Consider the following 21325-nt stretch of genomic DNA (forward strand, 5'->3'; position numbering starts at 1 on the left):
TTTCTCCAGTGGTCACTGCGCAATTCAGCAGCCCGCCCGATGTGGCGGACCCGGTTTTGCGATCTATTCGGGTGTGACCGTCGGGCGGTGCGTGACCGGTCCGACGAACCGAGGATCCATTGTGCCAGACGGCGGCCCCTGGAAAAAATCCCGTCAACCGGCAGCCAGAGGGTCGGCGGACCCGACGATGAAGCCGCTGACCGCGGGCGCTGTCGTATGGAACATGCGATTGCCCACCCCGCGAAAGGCAACCGCATGCCCCATACGAGCTCTGCGCGGTCCAACGGGAGCCCGGGCCACCACAGCGACATCGATGTCCACAGCACGAACATGGGTGTGCTGCAGCGCCGAACCGGACCGCGTACGCGCGTCGATGCAACGTGATTGCCACCCTACTAGGGGGTAACTTCGCAGACCATGGCGTCGTCAGTGGCGTACCTCACACCCAGGGGCTGTCCTGCTTCAGCTGACTCGCGGCGCACCGCAGCCGGAGACGCGGACGCCGTCGCTCACCGAGGCAGCGCCCGGGGTCGTTTCAGACGACGTGCACACCGGCGCACACGACGGCACGCGGCCTGCGGAGCGTCGACAGGTCAGTCCGTGGATCGTCGTCGAGGACGAGGAAATCGGCACGGTCGCCTTCCTCGAGGGTCCCCGCTCCGAGCCATCGTCGAGGCGCGCTCGTTGCCGTGGCGAGCGCGCCGATGGCACCGAAACCGATCTGGGCGAGGCGTTCGATCTCGTCGACGATGCGCCCGTGCTCGATGAATCCACCCGCATCGGTACCCGCGAACATCGCCACGCCGGCCTCTCGTGCCGCGCCGAACGTGTCGGGAGCGGCGCCGTGCAGTTTTCGCATGTGTGCCGCGTACGTCGGGTACTTGTCGGCGCCTGCGGCGATCTCGGGAAAGTTGTCCACTTGGATCATGGTGGGTACCAGGGCGATCGACTTCTCGACGAGTGCATCGATCTGATCCGCGTGCAGGCCGGTGCCGTGTTCGATGCAGTCGACGCCGGCGGCGATGAGGTCATCGAGCGCGTCACTGCCGAACACGTGCGCGGTGATCCGCGCACCGGCGTCGTGCGCGGTGGCGACCGCCGCGTCGAGTTGGGCACGGGTCCACAGCGGCGCGAGATCGCCTACCTCGCGGTCGATCCAGTCGCCGACGAGCTTCACCCACCCGTCACCCGCGGCGGCCTGGCGTGCCACCTCGGCGGGTAGCTCGTCCGGATCGTCGAGCTCGACGCCGTACCCGCGCAGATACCGTTTCGTCCGAGCGATGTGTTTTCCGGAACGGATGAACACCGGACCCGCAGTTCCGTCGAGGGGGTGGGTGTCAAGCGGTGAACCGACCTCGCGGATCAGCAGTGCACCCGCAGTGGCGTCGGTATGCGCGAAGGCACGCGCCTGGTCGATGGTCACCCCCAGTCCTGGCGCGATCCCCACGTGGTTGTGCGCGTCGACGAGCCCGGGAATGATCCAGCCGTCGGCCACCACGGTCACAGCGCCCGATACCGGCTCACGGGTGATGGCGTCGCCGACGACCCACAGGTCGACGACGTCGTCGGTCAGCGGGTCACAGCCGTGATAATGACGCGCCGTAGACGAGTCCGTCGTTGCCGGAGCCGTCACGCCGTTACTTCTTCTTCGGCTGTTGGAACTGTGAGATGTCGATGCCCTCGAGCCCGGGCGGCAGCTCATCGAGGCCCGCGGGCATGCCCGAGAGGTCCGGGAATCCACCGGGCATCCCGGGGAAACCGCCGCGTACTTTCGGTGGCGTCGGTCCGCGTCCCTTGGCCTTGCCCTTCTTGCCCTTGCCCTTCTTGCGGTTGGTCTTGCGCGAGCCGCCACCCATGCCCATGCGGCCGGACATCTGCGCCATCATCTTGCGGGCCTCGAAGAACCTGTCGACGAGTTGGTTGACCTCGCTCACGGTCACACCAGAACCGTTGGCGATGCGCAGTCGGCGCGAGGCGTTGATGATCTTGGGATTGTCGCGCTCGGCAGGCGTCATGCCCCGGATGATCGCCTGCACACGGTCGAGTTGCTTGTCGTCGACCTGCGAGAGCGCGTCCTTCATCTGGTTGGCGCCCGGCAACATTCCGAGGATGTTGCCGATCGGCCCCATCCTGCGCAGCATCTGCATCTGCTCGAGGAAATCCTCGAGGGTGAGCTCACCCTGACTGATCTTCTGTGCGGCTGCCTCGGCCTGCTGGGCATCCCAGTGCTGCTCGGCCTGTTCGATCAGGCTGAGCACGTCACCCATGCCGAGGATCCGGCTGGCCATGCGATCGGGATGGAAGACGTCGAAGTCCTCGAGCTTCTCACCCGACGACGCGAACATGATCGGCTGCCCGGTCACCTCGCGAACAGACAATGCGGCACCACCGCGCGCGTCGCCGTCGAGCTTGGTGAGTACGACGCCGGTGAAACCGACGCCGCTCTGGAAGGCCTCTGCGGTGGCGACGGCGTCCTGACCGATCATCGCGTCGACGACGAACAGCACCTCGTCGGGCTCGGTGGCCTCCCGGATGTCGGAGGCCTGACCCATCAGCTCCTCGTCGATACCGAGGCGACCGGCCGTGTCGATGACGACGACGTCGTAGTGGTGGTCGCGGGCCTCGGCAACACCGGCGCGCGCGACGGCAACGGGATCGCCATGGCTGACGGTGCCCAACTCACCGGACTGGCCGATGCTCGTTCCCGGGTCTGGCGCGAACACCGTCACGCCCGCGCGCTCACCGACGATCTGCAGCTGCGACACGGCGCCCGGACGCTGGAGATCACAGGCGACGAGCAGCGGGGTGTGGCCCTGCTGCTTGAGCCAGTGGCCGAGCTTGCCCGCGAGCGTCGTCTTACCGGAACCCTGCAGGCCGGCGAGCATGATGACGGTCGGCGGGTTCTTGGCGAACTGCACGCGCCGCGTCTCACCGCCGAGGATCCCGACGAGTTCCTCGTTGACGATCTTGACGACCTGCTGCGCGGGGTTGAGTGCCTGCGAGACCTCTGCGCCCTTGGCGCGTTCCTTGATGCGCGCGATGAATGCGCGCACCACAGGCAGCGAGACGTCGGCTTCGAGCAGCGCGAGTCTGATCTCACGGGCGGTGCGGTCGATGTCGGCGTCGGACAGGCGTCCCTTGCCGCGCAGATCTTTCAGCGCACCGGTCAAGCGATCGGAGAGGGAGTCGAACATTCCCCCAGTGTCCCACGACGCCGACCTGGCGTGCCGCAGCGGTGCGAGTTGCGGTCACCGCGTGTGCGTCAGCCGCAGACGATCTCGGCCCTCAACTGATCGGTACGCCCGAACGCCCGGAGCCGGTCGCACCCGACGCGCCGTCGTCCTTGCCCGAATCAGACCTCGGCTGTGGCGGCGGACATGCCGCGATCACCGCGTCGGCGAGCGCCGTGCGCGCCTGTGGGGTGTCGTCGGCGAGACGCAGACAGAAGTTGTCGACGACGGTCGGGCCGAGGGTGGTCACCTTCGCCCAGCGAACGTCGCCGCCGTGCTGCTCGATCACGGCACTGACCCGACTGAGCAGCCCGAGCCGATCGTCGGTGCGCAGTTCCATGAGCACCTCGTCGTCGGACGGCGCCGACGCCCAGATGATCCGGGGCGGCGCGATGGCGAACAACGCCGGTACAGCGTTCTTCGGGTGCCCGGCGCCGTCGACGGCCGGATCGGTACTGCCGGCAGCGGCCGCAGCGCCGGTCCCCGGGACGGCGTTGACGGTGCCGATCGTCGGAATGGGTGAGCTTCGTTCCCGCGCGTCGAGCCGTTCGATCACGTCGATCTTGCCCTCGACCGCGGCGATCAGCTGCTGCCGGAGCAGACCGGCTTCGGGTGGCGAGCCGAATGTCGGAACCACGACGAATGTGTTGACCGCACGGCGTTGGCCGTCCGAGGTCTCCATGGTCTGGACCGTCGCCGAATGCGAACGAAGGCCGTTCAGCGCGACCACCCCCGCCATCTTCGAGAGCAGCCCCGGGGCATCTGGTGCGACCATCACCACAGTGAAGGTGTGCGGACCCTCGCCCGGAGTGAGACTGACCGCGTAGGGTCCGCTCTCGGCGAGCGCTCGCGCCTCCGCATTCAGCGGCTCCGGTTCGTCCGGAGCCTCCCCATCGATCAAGCGCAGGGTGCGGCGCACCAGATCGTTGATCAGCGAGGCCTTCCACTCCCCCCACACCCCGGGTCCTGTGGCGCGCGAATCCGCCTCGGCCAACGCCGCGAGCAATTCCAACAGCACCCGGTCGTATCCGAGTGTCTCGGCCACCTCGGCGGCTGTCGCCGGATCATCGAGGTCGCGTCGTGTCGCGATCGACGGCAGGAGCAGGTGATGGCGAACCAGATCCGAGAGCACGTCGACATCCTGCGGCCAGAGTCCGAACCTGTTGCCCACCTGCACGGCGAGTTCGGCGCCGACGATGCTGTGATCGGCGCCGCGGCCCTTGCCGAGATCGTGGATGAGCGCCCCGAGCACCAACAGGTCGGGACGTGACACACGGGTGGTCATCGAACTCGCGTATGCCGCGGTCTCGACGAGATGCCGGTCGACGGTCCACGTGTGCACGGCGTCGCGTGGCGGCAGATCACGTACCGCACCCCATTCCGGCAGCAGCCTGCCCCACAGGCCGGTGCGGTCGAGCGCTTCGATGGGATCGATCATGTGGTGCCCGGAACCGAGCAGCACCAGCAGATCGCTGAGAGCCTCGGCGGGCCACGGCTCGCGGAGTTCTGGTGCGTAGTCGGCGAGCCGCGACAACGTCGACGCACTGATCGGGAGCCCGGTCCGCGCGGATGCGGACGCCACGCGCAGGATGAGTCCCGGGTCCTTGCTGGGAATCGCGTTGCGCGCCAGGACGATCTCGCCGTTGTGCTCCACCACGCCCTCGTCGAGGGGTCGCCGGATCGGCGAACGTCGCAGCTTGGAGAGGCCGCGGCGCGGAAGCGCATTGCCCGCCGTACGCAGACCGACGTCGATGGAGTAGCTGATCGTTCGAGCCGAGTCGCTGATGACCCGCGCGAGGTCGAAGCGATCGCCGATACGCAGTGACGCGCCCATCTCGTCGGCATCCTGGGCGCGGACCTGTTCCCGCGGGCGTCCCGCGATCCGATGCAGTTCGGTACGGATGTCCAACAAACGGTGATAGGCCATCTGCGGGCCGGCGTTCGGTGAGTCAGGACGCAACCCGCCCATGCCATCGGTGAGTTGGGCGATCGCGAGGGCACCGAGGAGTTGGACGTCGCGGAGGCCGCCGCGGCCGTTCTTCAGATCCGGCTCGGCACGATGCGCGATATCGCCGGCACGGCGCCACCGATCCTGGGCGTGTTCGACCACTTCGGGGAATCGGTGCCGTATCTCGGTACGCCATTGCTGCCGAACGCCGCCGATCAGCAATGCGGAGAGATCCTCGTCACCGACGATGTGCCGCGCCTCGAGCAGACCGAGCGCAGCGGTCACGTCCTCAGACGCCACCTGCAGCGCCTGCGGAACGGTACGCACGCTGTGGTCGAGCGGAATGTTGGCGTCCCACAACGGATACCAGAGCCCGTCGGCCACCTCGGAGAGCCGGTCGGCCGAGAGGTCGTCGTGGAGCAGGATCAGGTCGAGGTCGGAGTGCGGCAGCATCTCTCCTCTGCCGAGTCCACCCACCGCGACGATCGCGAGTCCGCTGTGCGGCCTGATCCCGAGCTCTGCCGCCTTGCTGGTCAACCAGAACTCGTGCAGGTCCACCAGGACCTGCCGCAATCCGGCGGCGTCGAGTCGACCGACCCCGGTCGCCTCGGTCAGTTGCTTGCGTGTGCGTGCCAGGTCGGTGGCGGCGAGAGGGCCACCGCCTGGTCCCATGCCAGATCGTGGCCCTGCACCCGACGAGTCGTCGGACGCAGGGCCACGGTCGGAGTTGACGAAAGGCAACGGGCCTCGCTACAGCGCGTCGGCGCCGCGCTCGCCGGTTCGGACGCGAACGACCGACTCAACCGGGGAGACCCACACCTTTCCGTCACCGATCTTGCCGGTTCGCGCGGCCTCCACGATGACATCGACAACCTTGTCAACAGCTGCGTCGTCCACGACGACCTCTACTCGCACCTTGGGCACGAAGTCGACCGAGTACTCGGCACCTCGATAGACCTCGGTGTGTCCCTTCTGGCGGCCGTAACCCTGCACCTCGCTGACAGTCATTCCCAGAATCCCGGCCTGCTCGAGGCCGGCTTTGACGTCCTCAAGCGTGAACGGTTTCACGATTGCGGTGATGAGCTTCATTAGTTATCCCTCTCCACAGGAATCAGCGTAGTAGTGAATGACCGGGGATTCATGCCAGTTCGTACGCACTCTCGGCATGTTCGGCCTCATCGATGCCGCTCTTCTCCTCATCGGGCTTGATGCGCCAGCCGAGCGGCTTGAGCACCAGAGCGATGATGGTGGTGAGCACACCGGTGAAAGCCAGTGCGAATGCGGCGATCACGATCTGCACCACGAGCTGCTTGTAGTCGCCGCCCCAGAACAGGCCGGTGTCCTTGGCGAGGAAGCCGATGCCAATGGTTCCCCACAGGCCTGCGACCAGGTGCACGCCGACGACGTCGAGCGAATCGTCGTAACCGAACTTGTTCTTCAGACCGATGGCGAGTGCGGCGAGGATGCCTGCGATCACACCGAGGATCAGCGAGCCGACCGGGGTCAGCGCACCACAGGCAGGGGTGATCGCCACGAGACCCGCGACGATGCCCGATGCGGCGCCGACGCTGGTCGGATGCTTGTCGCGCACCCACTCGACTGCGAGCCAGCCGACCATCGCGGCCGCTGTCGCGGCGGTGGTGTTGACCCAGACCTTGCCCGCAGTCATGTCGGCGGCGAGTTCGGAGCCTGCGTTGAAGCCGAACCAGCCGAACCACAGCAGAGCTGCACCGAGCATCACGAACGGGATGTTGTGCGGGCGGTAGGCGGTCTTGCCGAAACCGACGCGGGTGCCGACGATCAGCGCAAGCACCAGGCCGGCCATACCGGCGTTGATGTGGACGACCGTGCCACCGGCGAAGTCGATCGGCGCGACGTTGGCGGTGCCGTCCGAATTGGTGCCGAACATCCAGGAGGCGAAGCCCTTTTCGGCGTTCGACATCAGACCGCCACCCCACACCATGTGGGAGAGCGGGAAGTAGACGATGGTCGACCACAGCACCGAGAACACCAGCCACGTAGAGAACTTCACGCGCTCGGCCACGGCACCTGAGATCAGGGCCACGGTGATCACGGCGAACGTGAGCTGGAACGCAAGGAAGACGATGGCGGGCAGATGGGTGTCGACGCCCGTCCACAGCACGTAGGTCGGCTTGTCCTCGGTTCCCGCGGTGTTCATCAACTGGTCGGAACCGAAGAGCGAGAACGGATTCGAGAAGACTCCCCAGATGTCGGAGTCACCGGTGACGGTGTTTCCGAACGACTCAGAAAACCCCCACAGAACGTAGACGATGCTGACGGTCGCGACCGAACCGAACGACATCATCATCATGTTCAGAACCGCTTTACCCCGAGACAGCCCCCCGTAGAAGAAGGCCAGCGCCGGAGTCATCAGTAGAACCATCGACGCGCTGGCCAGCATCCACGCTGTATTGCCGGCGTCAGGCTCTCCGAAAACACTATCTGGTAGTGCAGAGACCACTGTAGAAAACCTCCTCAGAGCGCGCCGACGGCTCGGCGCCTGCAAAGACTCTGTCGGCAAGTGGTTTCAGCTGTGGTGCTCCCGTGTTTCCACCGTGTGAACCAAAGCCCGATTCACATGTCACCCAGGTAAACCACCAGGTGAATCGGACAACTCTCCTCGGCCCGATGTGCCGATCACAACAATGCGTCGATGAAGGCGTCCGGGTCGAACGGAGCGAGATCGTCGGCGCCTTCGCCCAGTCCGACGAGCTTCACCGGCACGCCGAGCACCTCTTGCACGTTGAACACGATGCCGCCTTTGGCGGTGCCGTCGAGCTTCGTCAGTGCGACACCGGTGATGTCGACGACGTCGGCGAACACCTTCGCCTGGGCCAGACCGTTCTGGCCGACGGTCGCATCGAGCACCAGGATCACCTCGTCGACGGGCGCCTTCTTCTCGACGACGCGCTTGACCTTGCCGAGCTCGTCCATCAGGCCGGTCTTGGTGTGCAGTCGTCCCGCGGTGTCGATCAGAACGACGTCGACCCCCTCCTCGATGCCCTTGGCGACCGCGTCGAATGCGACCGCGGCGGGATCGCCCTGCTCCTTGCCGCGCACGATGCCTGCGCCGACACGCTCACCCCATGTCTGCAACTGGTCTGCCGCTGCGGCGCGGAAGGTGTCGGCAGCACCGAGGAGCACCCGCCGACCGTCGGCCACGAGCACACGCGCGAGTTTGCCGGTCGTCGTGGTCTTGCCGGTGCCGTTGACCCCGACGATGAGCACGACCGCGGGCTTGTCGGCGTGCGGAAGCGCCCGAATCGACCGGTCGAACTCGGGATGCAACTGCTCGACGAGCACCTTGTGCAGCAGAGCACGCGCCTCGTCGGCGTTGCGTACCGGATTGGTGGCCAGCTCGGTGCGCAGCCGCTCGATCACCGCGTCCGTCGCGGTAGAGCCGAGATCGGCCATCACCAGGGTGTCCTCGATCTCCTCCCAGCTCTCCTCGTCGAGATCTCCCGCGCCGAGCAGCCCGAGCATGCTCTTGCCGATCGCCCCCTGCGAGCGCGACAGACGCCCGCGGAGCCGACCGAGCCTGCCTGCGGTCGGCTCGATCTCCTCGCGCGGCGCAGCGGTGGTTGCCGATTCGGCGGTGAGGGCGCCGGCCTCGACGGTCGTCGCGGTCGAGCCTGCGGATTCATCGTCCTCGATTTCGTCGATCTCTTCGATGATCTCGTCGGGGCTCTCCCCGACCGACTCGACGATCTCCTCGAACAGCGGCGTGGTGAACGAGGCATCCGCGTCGTCGACGGGCACCGTCGAACTAGTCAGCGGAGACTCGGCGGAATCCGCGGTGCTCTCGGAGGTCTCCGCAGCCGACGTACCGGCGACGGTCGCCCCGGTCTCTGTCGCAGCGGTGTCTGTCGCAGCGGAGTCGGTAGCAGTGGTCTCGGTTGCCGGTTCCGCGCCCGCGGTGTCGGTGTCGCTGTCGGGCAGGACGACGTTGGTGATACCCCTGCGTTCGGAATCGCGCGGAACCGACGCGTCGTCTCCGACGCCGGGCTGACCGTCCACCTCGGTCCGCTCGGTCGGCGCCACCGGCGGTTGCGGTGGTTCTGCGACCGCGGTGCCCGACGCCGCGCCGCCCTGGCTGAAGCTGAAGCCCGACGACGCTTTGTAGCCGCCCGAGCGGTCGACCTGCGGTTTGGATCCGTCGACCACCTGCGTCTGGCTGTCGTCACGCAGCGAGATCCGTCGACGGCGCGCGAGGACGAGCCCCGCGATGATCAACGCGAGGATGACGACGACCGCGATGACTATTCCGATGATGATTCCGGTGTTCACTGCTTCTCCAGTTCTTCCCGCATATCTCGGGCTGCGTTGTGCATCGTGCTCCCTGGCCGGCTAGCGGAGGGCGCGTTCTCTATGTTGTCGCACTGTTCGCTTGCTGAACGTCGACTTCCTTCTCGTGGTTCTCTCCCGTGTCGAGGTCCCCGTCGCCCTGTCTCGTCGTCGCCGACACGGCGACGTTCTGTCCGCGTAGACGCTGCGAGATCACGGTCGTGATGCCGTCACCTCGCATGCTCACGCCGTAGAGCGCGTCGGCGACCTCCATCGTCGGCTTCTGGTGCGTGATGACGATGAGTTGCGATCGTTCGCGAAGCTGCTCGAACAGCGTGATCAGACGACGGAGGTTGGTGTCGTCGAGTGCGGCCTCGACCTCGTCCATCACATAGAACGGGGAGGGTCGCGCACGGAAGATCGCGACGAGCATCGCCACCGCGGTCAGCGACTTCTCGCCGCCGGACAGCAGCGACAGTCGCTTCACCTTCTTGCCGGGTGGACGAGCCTCGACCTCGACTCCGGTCGTCAGCATGTCACCGGGCTCGGTGAGCACGAGTCGGCCCTCGCCGCCGGGGAACAGCGTCGAGAACACCTGGGAGAATTCGCGCTCGACGTCGGCGTAGGCCTCGGTGAAGACCTGCAGGATGCGCGCGTCGACGTCCTCGACCACGTCGAGAAGGTCTTTTCGCGCCGCCTTGACGTCTTCGAGCTGCGCCGAGAGGAAGCTGTAGCGCTCCTCGAGCGCCGCGAACTCCTCGAGGGCCAGCGGGTTCACCTTGCCGAGAGTGTTGAGGTCCTTCTGCGCCTTCTTCGCGCGAGCCTCCTGGGATGCGCGGTCGTACGGGAGTGGTGCGGGCGCCACGACGTTCTCTCCGCGTTCCTTGGCCTGCTCGTACTCGGACATCTCCAGCGCCGAGGGGGGCATCGGTACGTCGGGACCGTACTCGGCGATCAGATCGTCCGGCGACATCGCGAAGTTCTCGAGGATCTGCTCCTCGAGTTGTTGGATGCGCAGCGCCGACTGTGCGCGTGCGACCTCGTCGCGGTGAACGGAGTCGCGCAAGGCGTTGAGCTGGTCGGTCAGCGCCGCCGCCCGGGTCTTGAGCGCCTCGAGGGTCTCGGTGCGCGCAGCCTTGACCTGCTCGAGTTCGTCGCGTCCGGTCTGCGCCGTCGCGACCGCGCCGACGAGCCGCTCGGACACGGCGGTCGCGGCGTCGGCGACCTCGGCCGCAACTCGGGCGGCGACCCGACGGGCCTCGTCCTGTCGCCGTGCGCGTTCGCGCGCGTCCCGTTCGCGCTGCGCGGCTCGTCGTAGCGAGTCGGCCCGTCCGCGTACCGACGCGAGGCGCTCTTCTGCGGTGCGCAGCGCGAGGCGCGCCTCCATCTCTGTCGAGCGCGCACCCGCGACAGCAGCGGCAGCGGCGGTTCGCTCGTCGCCGTTCCCCCCGGTCTCGACGGGTTCGGGTGTCGATTCGTCGCGAGCCAGTCGCAGCCGTTCCTGTAGTTGCGCGAGGGTCGCGAGCATCTCGCCGCGGCCTTCTTCGGCCCGGTCACGCTGCCGCGTCAGTCTGTCGGCTTCGGCGCGCGCGGCCCGCACCTCCTGCCCCAGTCGGGCGAGTTGTTCGTAGGTACCTCCGACAGCGGCGTCGGATTCGTGGAGGGCGGCCAGAGCCTCCTCGGCCGCCTCCCGTCGGGCCCGCTGTTCGACGAGCGCGCCCTCGAGCGCCGCCTGCGTCTCCTCGGTGGTCCGTCGTGCGGCGGCGAGGTCGGCCGTCGCCGTGTCGATGGCCGAGGTGACCTCCAGCGTCGACGGACGCCTCGACGACCCGCCCTCGACCGATGCCGGGCCGATCCGGTCGCCGTCGCGGGTGACGCATCGAAGCCCGTGCTGCACAGCGAGATCGACGCCCTGTGCGGCGTCGTCGACGATCACCACGTCGGTGAGCAGATGATCGACGGCCCCACGGATCTGCGGCGGCGCAACCACCACCGACGTCGCCCAGACCGCACCGTCGGGCAATGGCAGATCGCGTTGCGGTCCGGCACTGCCGATGCCGCCCAACAGCAATGCGGCTCGACCACCGTCGCCTGTCTTGAGTGCCTGCAGGGCACGGACAGCAGCGAGAGCGTCAACCGTCGCGATGGCGTCGGCAGCCGGTCCGAGGGCGCCTGCGATCGCGGTCTCGTAGCCCGCGTTCACGTCCAACAGCTCCGCAACCTGACCGGTCAGGCCGTCCGGGGCGTTCTCGAGCAGCCAGGCGCCGCCGTCGTTGCGTTCCAACCCGACAGACAGCGCCTCGATACGTGCACTGAGTGACGCGATCCGTTGCTCGGCCTCACGTTCTGCGGCCTGCAGCGAGGCGACCCGCTCGTTGGAGAGGTTCAGCGCGGCGACGCACCGTTCGTGGTGCTCGTCGAGACCCTGTTCGGAGGCTTCCATCTGACTGAGTGACTCGGCAGCCGAATCCTGTTGTTGTCCAGCAGTTTCCGCACGCTCGACGGCGGCGGCGATCGCTGCGGTGAGGCGTGCGGCCTCGGCGTCGACCCCGTCGGCCTTGGTCTGCAGGCTCTCGACCTGGCCCTCGAGCCGTGCAAGTCCCTCGCGTCGGTCGGCGATGGCGCGCACGGCAGCCATGTGGGCGCGTTCGGCCTCGGCGGCGACGCGCTCGTACTCTTCGAGTTCGAGCTTGGCGACCTCGAGCGACTCCGCGGCCAGCGATACGGCCTCGGCCATTTCGGCCTCGGTCAGCGCGGCCTCTTCCGCCTGCCGTTCGAGCTGTTCCGGGTCCGGCCCGCTGGACGTGACCGACGGCTCTGCGAGGTACCGACTGCGTTCGCTTGCCACGCGGTTCGTCGCGTCGACCCGCTCGGCGAGCGCCGACAGGCGGAACCAGGCCTGATTGGCCGCAGCGGCCGCGGGAGTCACCTGGGCCAGGTGGTCGGTGTGCTCGGCGACCTCGGCATTGACGGCGTCGAGTTCCGCGGTCACCTCGTCGGATCGACCACGGATCTCCTCCTCGACCGCGGTGTGTTCGGCCATCTCTGCTCGGCGCGTGACGAGGTCGTCGGCGGCGAGCCGCAAGCGTGCGTCGCGCAGGTCGGCCTGCACCGTCTGCGCGCGCCGTGCGACCTCGGCCTGTCGTCCGAGCGGCTTGAGTTGACGACGCAGCTCAGCGGTGAGGTCGGTGAGGCGCGCGAGGTTCGCCTGCATCGAGTCCAGCTTGCGTACTGCCTTCTCTTTGCGTTTGCGGTGCTTGAGGACACCGGCGGCCTCCTCGATGAAGGCTCGACGATCCTCGGGCCGCGACTCCAGAATCGCGGCGAGACGCCCCTGCCCGACGATGACGTGCATCTCACGGCCGATGCCGGAGTCGGACAACAGCTCCTGCACGTCCATGAGGCGGCACGAGCTGCCGTTGATCTCGTACTCTCCTGCGCCGTCACGGAACATGCGGCGGGTGATCGAGACCTCGGAGTACTCGATGGGGAGCGCGCCGTCGGAATTGTCGATGGTCAGCGTCACCTCGGCGCGACCGAGAGGTGGTCGGCCCGACGTCCCGGCGAAGATGACGTCTTCCATCTTGCCGCCGCGCAGCGCCTTGGCACCCTGCTCACCCATGACCCACGTCAGCGCGTCGACCACATTCGACTTACCCGAGCCGTTGGGGCCCACCACGCAGGTGATGCCGGGCTCGAATCGCAGCGTCGTGGCCGACGCGAAGGACTTGAAGCCCTTCAGGGTCAGGCTTTTCAGGTGCACGACCGTAAAGCCTACCCATCAGGGCATCCGGGTTGCGCCAACCGGGGACGCCGCCGGTGCAGCACTCAGCGTTCGACGAATCCCTGCAGGTCACCGCGGGGGTCGTCGAAACGCTCGACGACGAGGTCGACCCGACCGGGAGTGTCGCCGGAGCGGAGTCGATCCAGCAGCGCGTGCACCTGCGACTTCGGTCCCTCGGCGACCACCTGTACCCGACCGTCTGCGAGGTTCGTCGCCGAACCGACCAGCCCCAACTCCAGGGCTCGCGCCCGCGTCCACCAACGGAATCCGACGCCTTGGACCTGTCCGTGGACGTGCGCCGTCATCCGAACCGCCGCGTCGGAGCCTGTCATCGGGGACTCACTCGCTCTCGATGACGAGTTCGACCTCGGTACCCGCCTTGAGGGTCCGCCCAACGGTGCACACCGAGTCGATCGCACGCGATACGACGACCAGCAACCGCTCGGCGGCAGCCGGGTCGAGCTCTGACAGGTCGACGTCGAGAACCTCACGCAGCCGCGGATACACCTCGTTCTCGCGATCGGCATCGCCCGACACGTGGATCGTCGCGTCGTAGTCGTCGCCGAGGCGTCGCGCCAACGGTCGATCCGACGACATGCCCGTGCACGCCGCAAGCGCGATCTTCAACAGCTCACCGGGTGTGAACACGCCGTCGACGTCCTGCGAGCCGATCAGCACCTCTGCTCCACGCGAACTCCTGCCGGTGTAGCGACGCGTCCCGGTCCGCTGCACCCACAACTCGGTGTGTGCTCCGGCGTCCGGCTCCCGCGAACCCGAGGCCGCCGTGGCCACGGTCGAATTCTCACTGGTCATCTCGCGATGACTCCCTTCACACTTGTGATCGACGACGCTCCGCTCAGCTGTCTCGGGCGTCGCTCCCCTTGTCGTCTCGTCTGGTGATAGCTCAAACGGTGCCACAGCGTTCGGTATTTCCAGGTGACCGCGTCGTATCTCCCAGAGAGTTCCCCTGAACCGCCGACCGAGATCGTGGTCACCAGACTGCAGCGCCTCGGCGCATGCGACCGCTCCGCTAGCGTTTGCGCTGACAGACCGGGCAGTAGAAGCTCGAGCGGTTCATGAACTCTTCCCGTCGCATCGGCGTCCCGCAGCGTCGGCACGGTTGGCCCGCCCTCCCATAGGCGTTCAACGACCGTTCGAAGTACCCTGACTGCCCGTTGACGTTGACGTACAGCGCGTCGAACGACGTGCCGCCGGCGGCCAACGCATCGCTCATCACCTCTGTCGCCGCGTCGAGCAATTCGGCGAGTTTCGCCTTCGAGATACCGTCGGTCACACGGGTTCCGTTGAGCCGGGCTCTCCACAGCGCCTCGTCGGCGTAGATGTTGCCGACTCCCGAGACCAGCGACTGGTCGAGGAGCGCCCGCTTGACCTCGGTGTGCTTACCGCGCATCCGCCGCACCACGTCGTCACGGTCGAATGCCGGATCGAACGGGTCGGGCGCGATGTGGGCGATCGAGCGGGGCAGCGCTTCGGAGTCGCCGGGCAGTTCCTCTCCGGCGTCGACGTAGTCGTCGAGATGCCAGCCGCCGAAGGTCCGCTGATCGACGAACCTCAGCTCGTTGCCGTCATCGAGTGTCGCGCGCACCCGGAGATGGGTGTGATCGGGTGCGCCGACCCGTGCGACGAGCATCTGACCGCTCATGCCCAGGTGGACGACGAGCGCGAACCGATCATCACCCTGTGGCGCCGCAACGTCGAGCCAGAGATACTTACCGCGTCGACGAGCCGCGAGAATCGTTGCGCCGCTCAGCCTTCCGACGAGGTCGGGGGCATCACCGACGTGCCTGCGAACCGCTCTGGGGTGCAGCACCTCGACATCGGTGATGGTTCGGCCGACGACATGCTTCTCGAGACCGGAACGAACGGTTTCGACTTCGGGAAGCTCAGGCATCGCTCGAGGGGCCACGCTCTGCGAGCGCCTGCCACGCCAGTGAGGCGGCCTTCTGTTCGGCTTCCTTCTTGGTGCGCCCCACGCCCTCACCGAGTTCTTCGCCTGCAATCACCGCGCGCGCGGTGAACTCCTTGCTGTGATCCGGTCCCGTAGAACTGATCTGGTACTGCGGCGGCCCGTAACCGCGCTCGGCAGCCAACTCCTGCAGCGAGGTCTTCCAATCGAGGCCGGCACCGAGTTGACCCGCGCGGTCGAGGATCTCGTCGAAGAGATTGAGGATGATTTGTTGCGACGTCTCCAGGCCATGGTCGAGATACATTGCGCCGAACAATGATTCGAGCCCGTCGGCGAGGATCGAATCCTTGTCTCGTCCACCCGTCATCTCTTCGCCACGCCCGAGGTAGAGGTGTCGCCCGAGGCCGCCCTCCCCCAGTCCGCGCGCGACGTCGGCCAGGGCGTGCATGTTGACGACGCTGGCCCGGATCTTCGCGAGCTCGCCCTCGGGTCGATCCGGGTAACGCAGGTAGAGCCGCTCGGTGATGACGACGCCCAGCACCGAATCGCCGAGGAACTCCAACCGTTCGTTGGTCGGCAGGCCACCGTTCTCGTAGGCGTAGGAGCGGTGGGTCAGGGCCAGCGTGAGCAGCTCGTCGGAGATCGGCGTACCGAGCGCGGCCAACAACGAGCCGACGCCTTCCGACGACGCCCCTATCTCATGCGCGTGACCCTCCGTGGCAGACGACGCGTCGTCGAGACCACTCACGCCGAGCCCCGCCCACCGGCGTCCCCGGCAGTCGAGTCCGCGTCACCGACATCCTCGGGACTCGTCGGAGCCGAATCCGACGCCCCATCCTGCGGCAGGGATCCGAACTTGTCGGCCAGCCCCGCCCACCGCGGATCGATGATCTCGTGGGAGTGCCCCGGCTCCGCAACCGCCAACCGCACTCCACATTCACTACAGAGTCCCGCGCAGTCGTCGCTACACAGCGGAGACATCGGCAACTCCAGTGCGACGGCGTCGATGACGGCCTGCTCGAGGTCGATCCGATCGTCGACGATGCGGTGGATGTCCTCGGAGTCGGTGGTCTGCTCCGTCTCGCTGTCGGGGTAGGCGTAGAGCTCCGTGAGGAACACCGTGACCGTGCCGTCGACAGGTTCCAGACAGCGCGCACACTGCCCCTCGGTCTCACCCGAGACGGTGCCCGTCACCAAGACCCCCTCGGACACCGATTCCAACCGGAGGTCGAGGTCGACGTCGGAACCCGCGGGAATCGCGATCATCTCGACGCCGATGCGCTCGGGCGTGACGACCGTGCGATGTACCTCTTCCATCGTTCCCGGACGCCTGCCCATCGAGCGGATGTCGAGCACGAACGGATCCTGCTGTGACGGTGCGCTTTGATTCACTGCATTCTCGGCCACATCTGCACCATACGCTGGGGTGGCGCTTTCATCGAACCACCCGACACGGCCGTCAGACGGCCAGCGGCGAGCTGTGGTCGTGTACGTCCGCAGAAGCCGATCGGGCCTGGTCAGAGCTGTTCCGACGCGCCGACGCATCGTCGACGCTGCGCGGGTACTCGACGTAGTCGTGCATGCCTGCGCCGGTGCGCAGCTGGTGACGACCACGGTTCACCGAACGCAGTGTCCCGGTGAGGATCTCCTCGAACTCGGCGAGCTTCTCGTCGACATAGATGTCGCAGTCACCGCGCAGACGGTCGGCCTCGGCGTGTGCGGCGTCGATGATCCGCTCGGCCTCCGACTTCGCTGCCGCGACGACCTCGGTCTCCGACACAAGCCGCTGCTGCTCGGCGATACCGTCCGCCACGGACTTGTCGTAGGTGTTGTTCGCCGAATCGATGGTCCGCTGAGCCTCGGCGCGGGCACGACCGGTGACCGCGTCGAACTCGCGTGCGGCACTCGTCGAGAGCCGATGGGCCTCGGCGGTCGCCTCGTCGACGAGGTTCTTGCCGTGCGCGCTTGCCTCGTCGACCATCCGATCCGCCTGCGCTTTGGCATCGGCCAGGAGGCGGTCGGCCTCGGCACGGGCATGCGCGAGCATCGCGTCGGATTCCGACTCGGCGGTGGTGACCACCTTGTCGGCGTGGTCGGCAGCGTCACCGAGCATGTTCTCGCGCTGGTCGAGCACGTCCTGCGCGTCGTCGAGTTCGCCAGGGATCGAGTCCTTGATGTCGTCGAGGAGTTCGAGGACATCGCCGCGCGGCACGACGCAGCCCGCGGTCATGGGAACGCTTCGTGCCTCCTCGACGATGGCTACGAGTTCGTCGAGAGCTTCAAATACCCGGTACACAGCTACCCCAATCCGGCTCATGCCATTGCTTGTGTCAGTCAGACCTGTGTCCTGTGACGCAGCCCCGCGTGAAACTGATGTGACTATTGTGCCGAATGGGGTCGCTGTGATTGAGGAGCTGAATGATATGGGCGTGTCGCCAGTGGCATTTGTGGCACCAGAGGTCAGGCGGTGCGCTCCCCCGCCAGCACGGCCTCGAGGCGTTGGTGAATGTGCGGTGCCAGGTACGGCGACGCATCGCCGCCGAGCTTCGCCACCTCTTTGACCAGCGAACTCGAGACATGCGCGAACCGCGGATCGGTGAGCATGAAGACGGTCTCGACGTCGGCGAGCTCCCGGTTCATCTGTGCCATCGGCAGTTCGTAGTCGAAGTCGACGCCCGAGCGGAGCCCCTTCACGAGGACCCGGATGTGTTGTTCGTTCAAATAGTCGACGAGCAGACCGGTCCAGCGGTCGACCCGCACGTTGGAGAGGTCGGCACAGTCCTGCTCGATGAGCGCGATGCGTTCGTCGATGCTGAACAGTCCGTGCTTGTTGGGATTGACCACCACGAGGACCACGATCTCGTCGAAGGCAAGTGCTGCACGTTCGACGATGTACCGATGCCCCCTGGTGAACGGATCGAAGGAGCCTGGAATCACTGCGCTGCTCATGGCGTAAACCTACCGACCTGCACCCGGGTCTCCCCGTAGACCTTCTCGACGATCACCTCGAACTCCTCCGGCCACGTCGGCGACGGCGACCGCACATCACGCTCGACGACGACGAGAGCGTCATCGGCCAGCCACCCGGACGCCAGTCGCCGCAGGTCGACCTCGACCTCGGCGGTCTCGAGCGCGTAGGGCGGATCGGAGAAGACGAGATCGAACTGTTCCGGCTGCGCGCCGTCGAGGTACGACGCCACACCTGCGGTCACCACCTGCGACCGGGCCGAGAGACCCAGCGACCGCGCATTCGCAGCGATGATCGACGTGGCTCGTTTACGGCTGTCCACCATCGTCGCCCGTTCCGCGCCCCGCGACATCGCCTCGATGGCGAGCGCCCCCGAACCCGCGTACAGATCGAGGACGCGAGCGTCGTCGAAATCGATCCGCGCGTCGAGCACGTTGAACACCGCCTCACGTACCCTGTCGGAAGTGGGCCGAGTCCCGTCGTCCGGGACCTTGAGTCGACGCCCGCCGAACTCACCGGCGATGATTCTCGTCATTGGTCGTATTCTGCTCGATGATCCCCCGGCCTGGCACCCAACTCCTCGGCACGGCAGGATCGCGAAAAACACCGTTGTGACCCCTATCACATTGGGTGGTTGAACAGCGCCGACACCCCGCTTTCAATGTCCGATTTCCGCAGCAGCATGACTTCACCGACACACGTTGTTAACCTTTAAAACGTTATGAGCCCTTCCTCAACGAGAACGGCCCCATCAACTGTCCTGACGATCGAATATCGGACGCCGACGGTGTCCGACGGAACCAGACTCTGGGAAATCGCCTCGGATTCACAGGTTCTCGACGTCAACTCGAGTTACGCCTATGTGCTGTGGTGCCACGACTACGCCGACACCTCAATTGTCGCCGAAGTCGACGGCCGCGCAGTAGGTTTCGTCACCGGGTACCGACGTCCGTCGGATCCGTCGACGATCATGGTCTGGCAGGTCGCCGTAGACGACGACTTCCGCGGACATGGGATCGCAGCAAAGATGCTGCACCACCTGTTCGATCGTGTTCGACGCAGTTCGGTGGTGGCCATGCACACCACAATCAGTCCCGACAATGTTGCGTCGCAACGCCTGTTCGCGTCAGTGGCACGCGATCGTGGCCTCGACTTCGTCCGGCGAGACCTCTTCGCCGTCGGCGACTTCCCCGACGCACACGAGCCCGAGGATCTCTACATGCTCGAGCCAAAGGTCGGCGAACCCTAACCCGACCGCCGGACGCGCCGTCGTCGCTCCGGCTCTCACCTCGCGGCTCGCCGCTCTGCGCGTTCCCGATGCGGACAACGTCACGCGTCCGACAACGGCGCACAAGGCGCGCTGACGCGCAGATGCGCGTCCCCACAGTGCTTGTGGACGCTTCGCGTCCGAACAGCTCTGTGGCACACAGATTTCCCACTATGGAGGATGCACGATGCAACTTCTCGAAACCACCATCGACGACTCGGTGTTCACTCAGAACGAGTCCGAGGTCCGCAGCTACTGCCGCAACTGGCCCACCGTGTTCGGCCGTGCGCGTGGCTCGTGGATCACCGATACCGAAGGCCGCGAATACCTCGACTTCTTCGCGGGCGCGGGTGCCCTGAACTACGGGCACAATCACCCGATCCTCAAAGAGGCTCTTCTCGAGTACATCTCGGCGGACGGCATCACCCACGGCCTCGACATGGCGACCGTGGCGAAGGGCCAGTTCCTCGAGACCTTCCAGAACAAGATCCTCTCGCCGCGTGGACTCGACTACAAGGTCCAGTTCCCCGGCCCCACCGGCACCAACGCCGTCGAGTCGGCACTCAAGCTGGCCCGTAAGGTCACCGGCCGCGAGTCGATCGTGAGCTTCACCAACGCGTTCCACGGCATGACGCTCGGATCGCTGTCTGTGACAGGCAATTCCATGAAGCGTGCGGGGGCAGGAATCCCGCTGGTGCATGCCACCCCGATGCCCTTCGACAACTACCTCGACGGCACGGTCGAGGACTTCAGCTGGTTCGAGCGCGTGCTCGAGGATTCCGGCAGCGGCCTCAACACCCCTGCCGCGGTCATCGTCGAGACGGTGCAGGGCGAAGGCGGCGTCAACGTCGCACGCGCCGAGTGGCTGCGCGGACTTGCCGACCTGTGCAAGCGTCGCGACATCCTGCTGATCGTCGACGACGTCCAGATGGGCTGCGGACGCACGGGCGAGTTCTTCTCGTTCGAGGAGGCAGGCATCAAGCCCGACATCGTCACCATGTCGAAGTCGATCAGCGGTTACGGCCTGCCCATGGCCCTGACGCTGATCCGTCGTGATCTCGATGTCTGGGCGCCAGGTGAACACAACGGCACCTTCCGCGGCAACAACCCCGCGTTCATCACCGCGACGAAGGCGATCGAGGAATTCTGGTCCGACGACCAGCTCACCCGCGACGTCCACCGCAAGGGCCGGCAGATCGACGAGGTGTTCTCTGCGCTGTCGGATCGCCACGAAGGTCTGTCGACGCGCGGACGTGGCATGGTCCGCGGACTCGTCTTCGACGAGCCGACGCTCGCCGCCAAGGCGTGCGCACGTGCATTCGGGGCCGGACTGCTCGCAGAAACGTCCGGCCCGTCGGATGAGGTTGTGAAACTTCTTCCGCCGCTGAACATTTCCACCGAAGAACTTGACCGCGGACTCGGCATCCTCGTCGACTCCGTGGAGGAGGTGATCGCATGATCGTCCGTACCACCCAGGAAATCACCGGAACCGACCGCGAGGTCGCCGACCCCAAGGGCAATTGGGTGTCCAAGCGCATCGTCCTCGGCGGCGACGGCGTCGGCTTCTCGTTCCACGAGACCACCATCAAGGCCGGCACCGTCAACGACTTCCACTACGCCAACCACATCGAGGCCGTGTGGCTCGTCGAGGGCGAGGGCACTCTGCTCAACCGCGACACCGGTGAGACCTATCCCCTGGCGGCAGGCTCGATGTATCTGCTCAACGATCACGATCGTCACACGGTGACGGCCGAGACCGAGATGCGCATGCTGTGCGTCTTCAACCCCCCGGTCGTCGGCACCGAGGTGCACGACGAGAACGGGATCTACCCACTCGTGACCGTCCCCGAGCAGGCGAGCGGCAAACACGCCAACGCCTGACCCTCCTCCGGCGGT

The 21325-nt window shown here is 66.4% G+C and carries 18 protein-coding genes; 3 read left to right on the forward strand and 15 right to left on the reverse strand.

What is annotated here, in order from left to right; all coding sequences use genetic code 11:
• Positions 1-535: 535 nt before the first annotated feature.
• The 15 genes from LK459_RS00325 to rsmD form a co-directional block, all read right to left on the reverse strand.
• Positions 536-1633, reverse strand: coding sequence for an amidohydrolase family protein (locus tag LK459_RS00325; protein WP_227921098.1), 1098 nt, complete (start codon positions 1631-1633; stop codon positions 536-538).
• Positions 1634-1637: 4 nt separating this feature from the next.
• The gene (gene ffh / locus LK459_RS00330; RefSeq protein ID WP_227921099.1) at positions 1638-3194 is read right to left on the reverse strand and encodes a signal recognition particle protein; all 1557 of its coding nucleotides are present in this window, start codon (positions 3192-3194) and stop codon (positions 1638-1640) included.
• A gap of 91 nt (positions 3195-3285) precedes the next feature.
• The gene (locus LK459_RS00335; RefSeq protein WP_227921101.1) at positions 3286-5919 is read right to left on the reverse strand and encodes a [protein-PII] uridylyltransferase; all 2634 of its coding nucleotides are present in this window, start codon (positions 5917-5919) and stop codon (positions 3286-3288) included.
• Between the two features lie 9 nt (positions 5920-5928).
• The gene (locus LK459_RS00340; protein ID WP_005176661.1) at positions 5929-6267 is read right to left on the reverse strand and encodes a P-II family nitrogen regulator; all 339 of its coding nucleotides are present in this window, start codon (positions 6265-6267) and stop codon (positions 5929-5931) included.
• A gap of 49 nt (positions 6268-6316) precedes the next feature.
• Positions 6317-7660, reverse strand: coding sequence for an ammonium transporter (locus LK459_RS00345; protein WP_007236802.1), 1344 nt, complete (start codon positions 7658-7660; stop codon positions 6317-6319).
• Positions 7661-7836: 176 nt separating this feature from the next.
• The gene (gene ftsY, locus LK459_RS00350; RefSeq protein WP_227921103.1) at positions 7837-9486 is read right to left on the reverse strand and encodes a signal recognition particle-docking protein FtsY; all 1650 of its coding nucleotides are present in this window, start codon (positions 9484-9486) and stop codon (positions 7837-7839) included.
• Positions 9487-9565: 79 nt separating this feature from the next.
• Positions 9566-13246 (reverse strand): chromosome segregation protein SMC, encoded by a 3681-nt coding sequence (gene smc, locus LK459_RS00355; protein WP_227921105.1) that lies wholly within the window; start codon positions 13244-13246, stop codon positions 9566-9568.
• Between the two features lie 65 nt (positions 13247-13311).
• Entirely contained in the window at positions 13312-13599 is a 288-nt protein-coding gene (locus LK459_RS00360) for an acylphosphatase (protein ID WP_227921106.1), read from the reverse strand.
• Positions 13600-13606: 7 nt separating this feature from the next.
• Positions 13607-14080, reverse strand: a complete 474-nt coding sequence (locus LK459_RS00365) for an OsmC family protein (RefSeq protein WP_227921108.1) — start codon at positions 14078-14080, stop codon at positions 13607-13609.
• 217 nt (positions 14081-14297) lie between these two features.
• Positions 14298-15179: a bifunctional DNA-formamidopyrimidine glycosylase/DNA-(apurinic or apyrimidinic site) lyase gene (mutM, locus tag LK459_RS00370; RefSeq protein ID WP_227921110.1), complete on the reverse strand. Its 882-nt coding sequence runs from the start codon at positions 15177-15179 to the stop codon at positions 14298-14300.
• A complete protein-coding gene (gene rnc / locus LK459_RS00375; protein ID WP_039994507.1) occupies positions 15172-15891 on the reverse strand; it encodes a ribonuclease III in 720 nt (239 codons plus the stop codon). The genes mutM and rnc overlap by 8 nt, the downstream gene beginning before the upstream one ends.
• 47 nt (positions 15892-15938) lie before the next feature.
• Positions 15939-16601: a YceD family protein gene (locus tag LK459_RS00380; protein WP_227921112.1), complete on the reverse strand. Its 663-nt coding sequence runs from the start codon at positions 16599-16601 to the stop codon at positions 15939-15941.
• Positions 16602-16653: 52 nt separating this feature from the next.
• Entirely contained in the window at positions 16654-17490 is an 837-nt protein-coding gene (locus LK459_RS00385) for a DivIVA domain-containing protein (protein ID WP_407648831.1), read from the reverse strand.
• A gap of 164 nt (positions 17491-17654) precedes the next feature.
• Positions 17655-18143 (reverse strand): pantetheine-phosphate adenylyltransferase, encoded by a 489-nt coding sequence (gene coaD / locus LK459_RS00390; RefSeq protein ID WP_227921115.1) that lies wholly within the window; start codon positions 18141-18143, stop codon positions 17655-17657.
• Complete coding sequence (gene rsmD, locus LK459_RS00395; protein WP_007240614.1) at positions 18140-18697, reverse strand: 16S rRNA (guanine(966)-N(2))-methyltransferase RsmD; 558 nt, start codon at positions 18695-18697, stop codon at positions 18140-18142. Before rsmD ends, coaD begins: the two co-directional genes overlap by 4 nt.
• Before the next feature lie 186 nt (positions 18698-18883).
• Here rsmD and ectA point away from each other — a divergent pair, with 186 nt between their 5' ends.
• The 3 genes from ectA (at position 18884) to LK459_RS00410 (ending at position 21310) form a co-directional block, all read left to right on the forward strand.
• Entirely contained in the window at positions 18884-19411 is a 528-nt protein-coding gene (ectA, locus tag LK459_RS00400) for a diaminobutyrate acetyltransferase (RefSeq protein ID WP_039994499.1), read from the forward strand.
• A gap of 205 nt (positions 19412-19616) precedes the next feature.
• Positions 19617-20888 carry a diaminobutyrate--2-oxoglutarate transaminase gene (gene ectB, locus LK459_RS00405; protein WP_007240612.1) on the forward strand — a complete coding sequence of 424 codons (1272 nt, stop codon included), beginning with the start codon at positions 19617-19619 and terminating at the stop codon, positions 20886-20888.
• Positions 20885-21310 carry an ectoine synthase gene (locus LK459_RS00410; protein ID WP_227921117.1) on the forward strand — a complete coding sequence of 142 codons (426 nt, stop codon included), beginning with the start codon at positions 20885-20887 and terminating at the stop codon, positions 21308-21310. The genes ectB and LK459_RS00410 overlap by 4 nt, the downstream gene beginning before the upstream one ends.
• The last annotated feature ends 15 nt before the right edge of the window (positions 21311-21325 follow it).

Origin of the sequence: Gordonia otitidis (assembly GCF_020735545.1) — a bacterium.
GTDB lineage: Bacteria > Actinomycetota > Actinomycetes > Mycobacteriales > Mycobacteriaceae > Gordonia > Gordonia otitidis.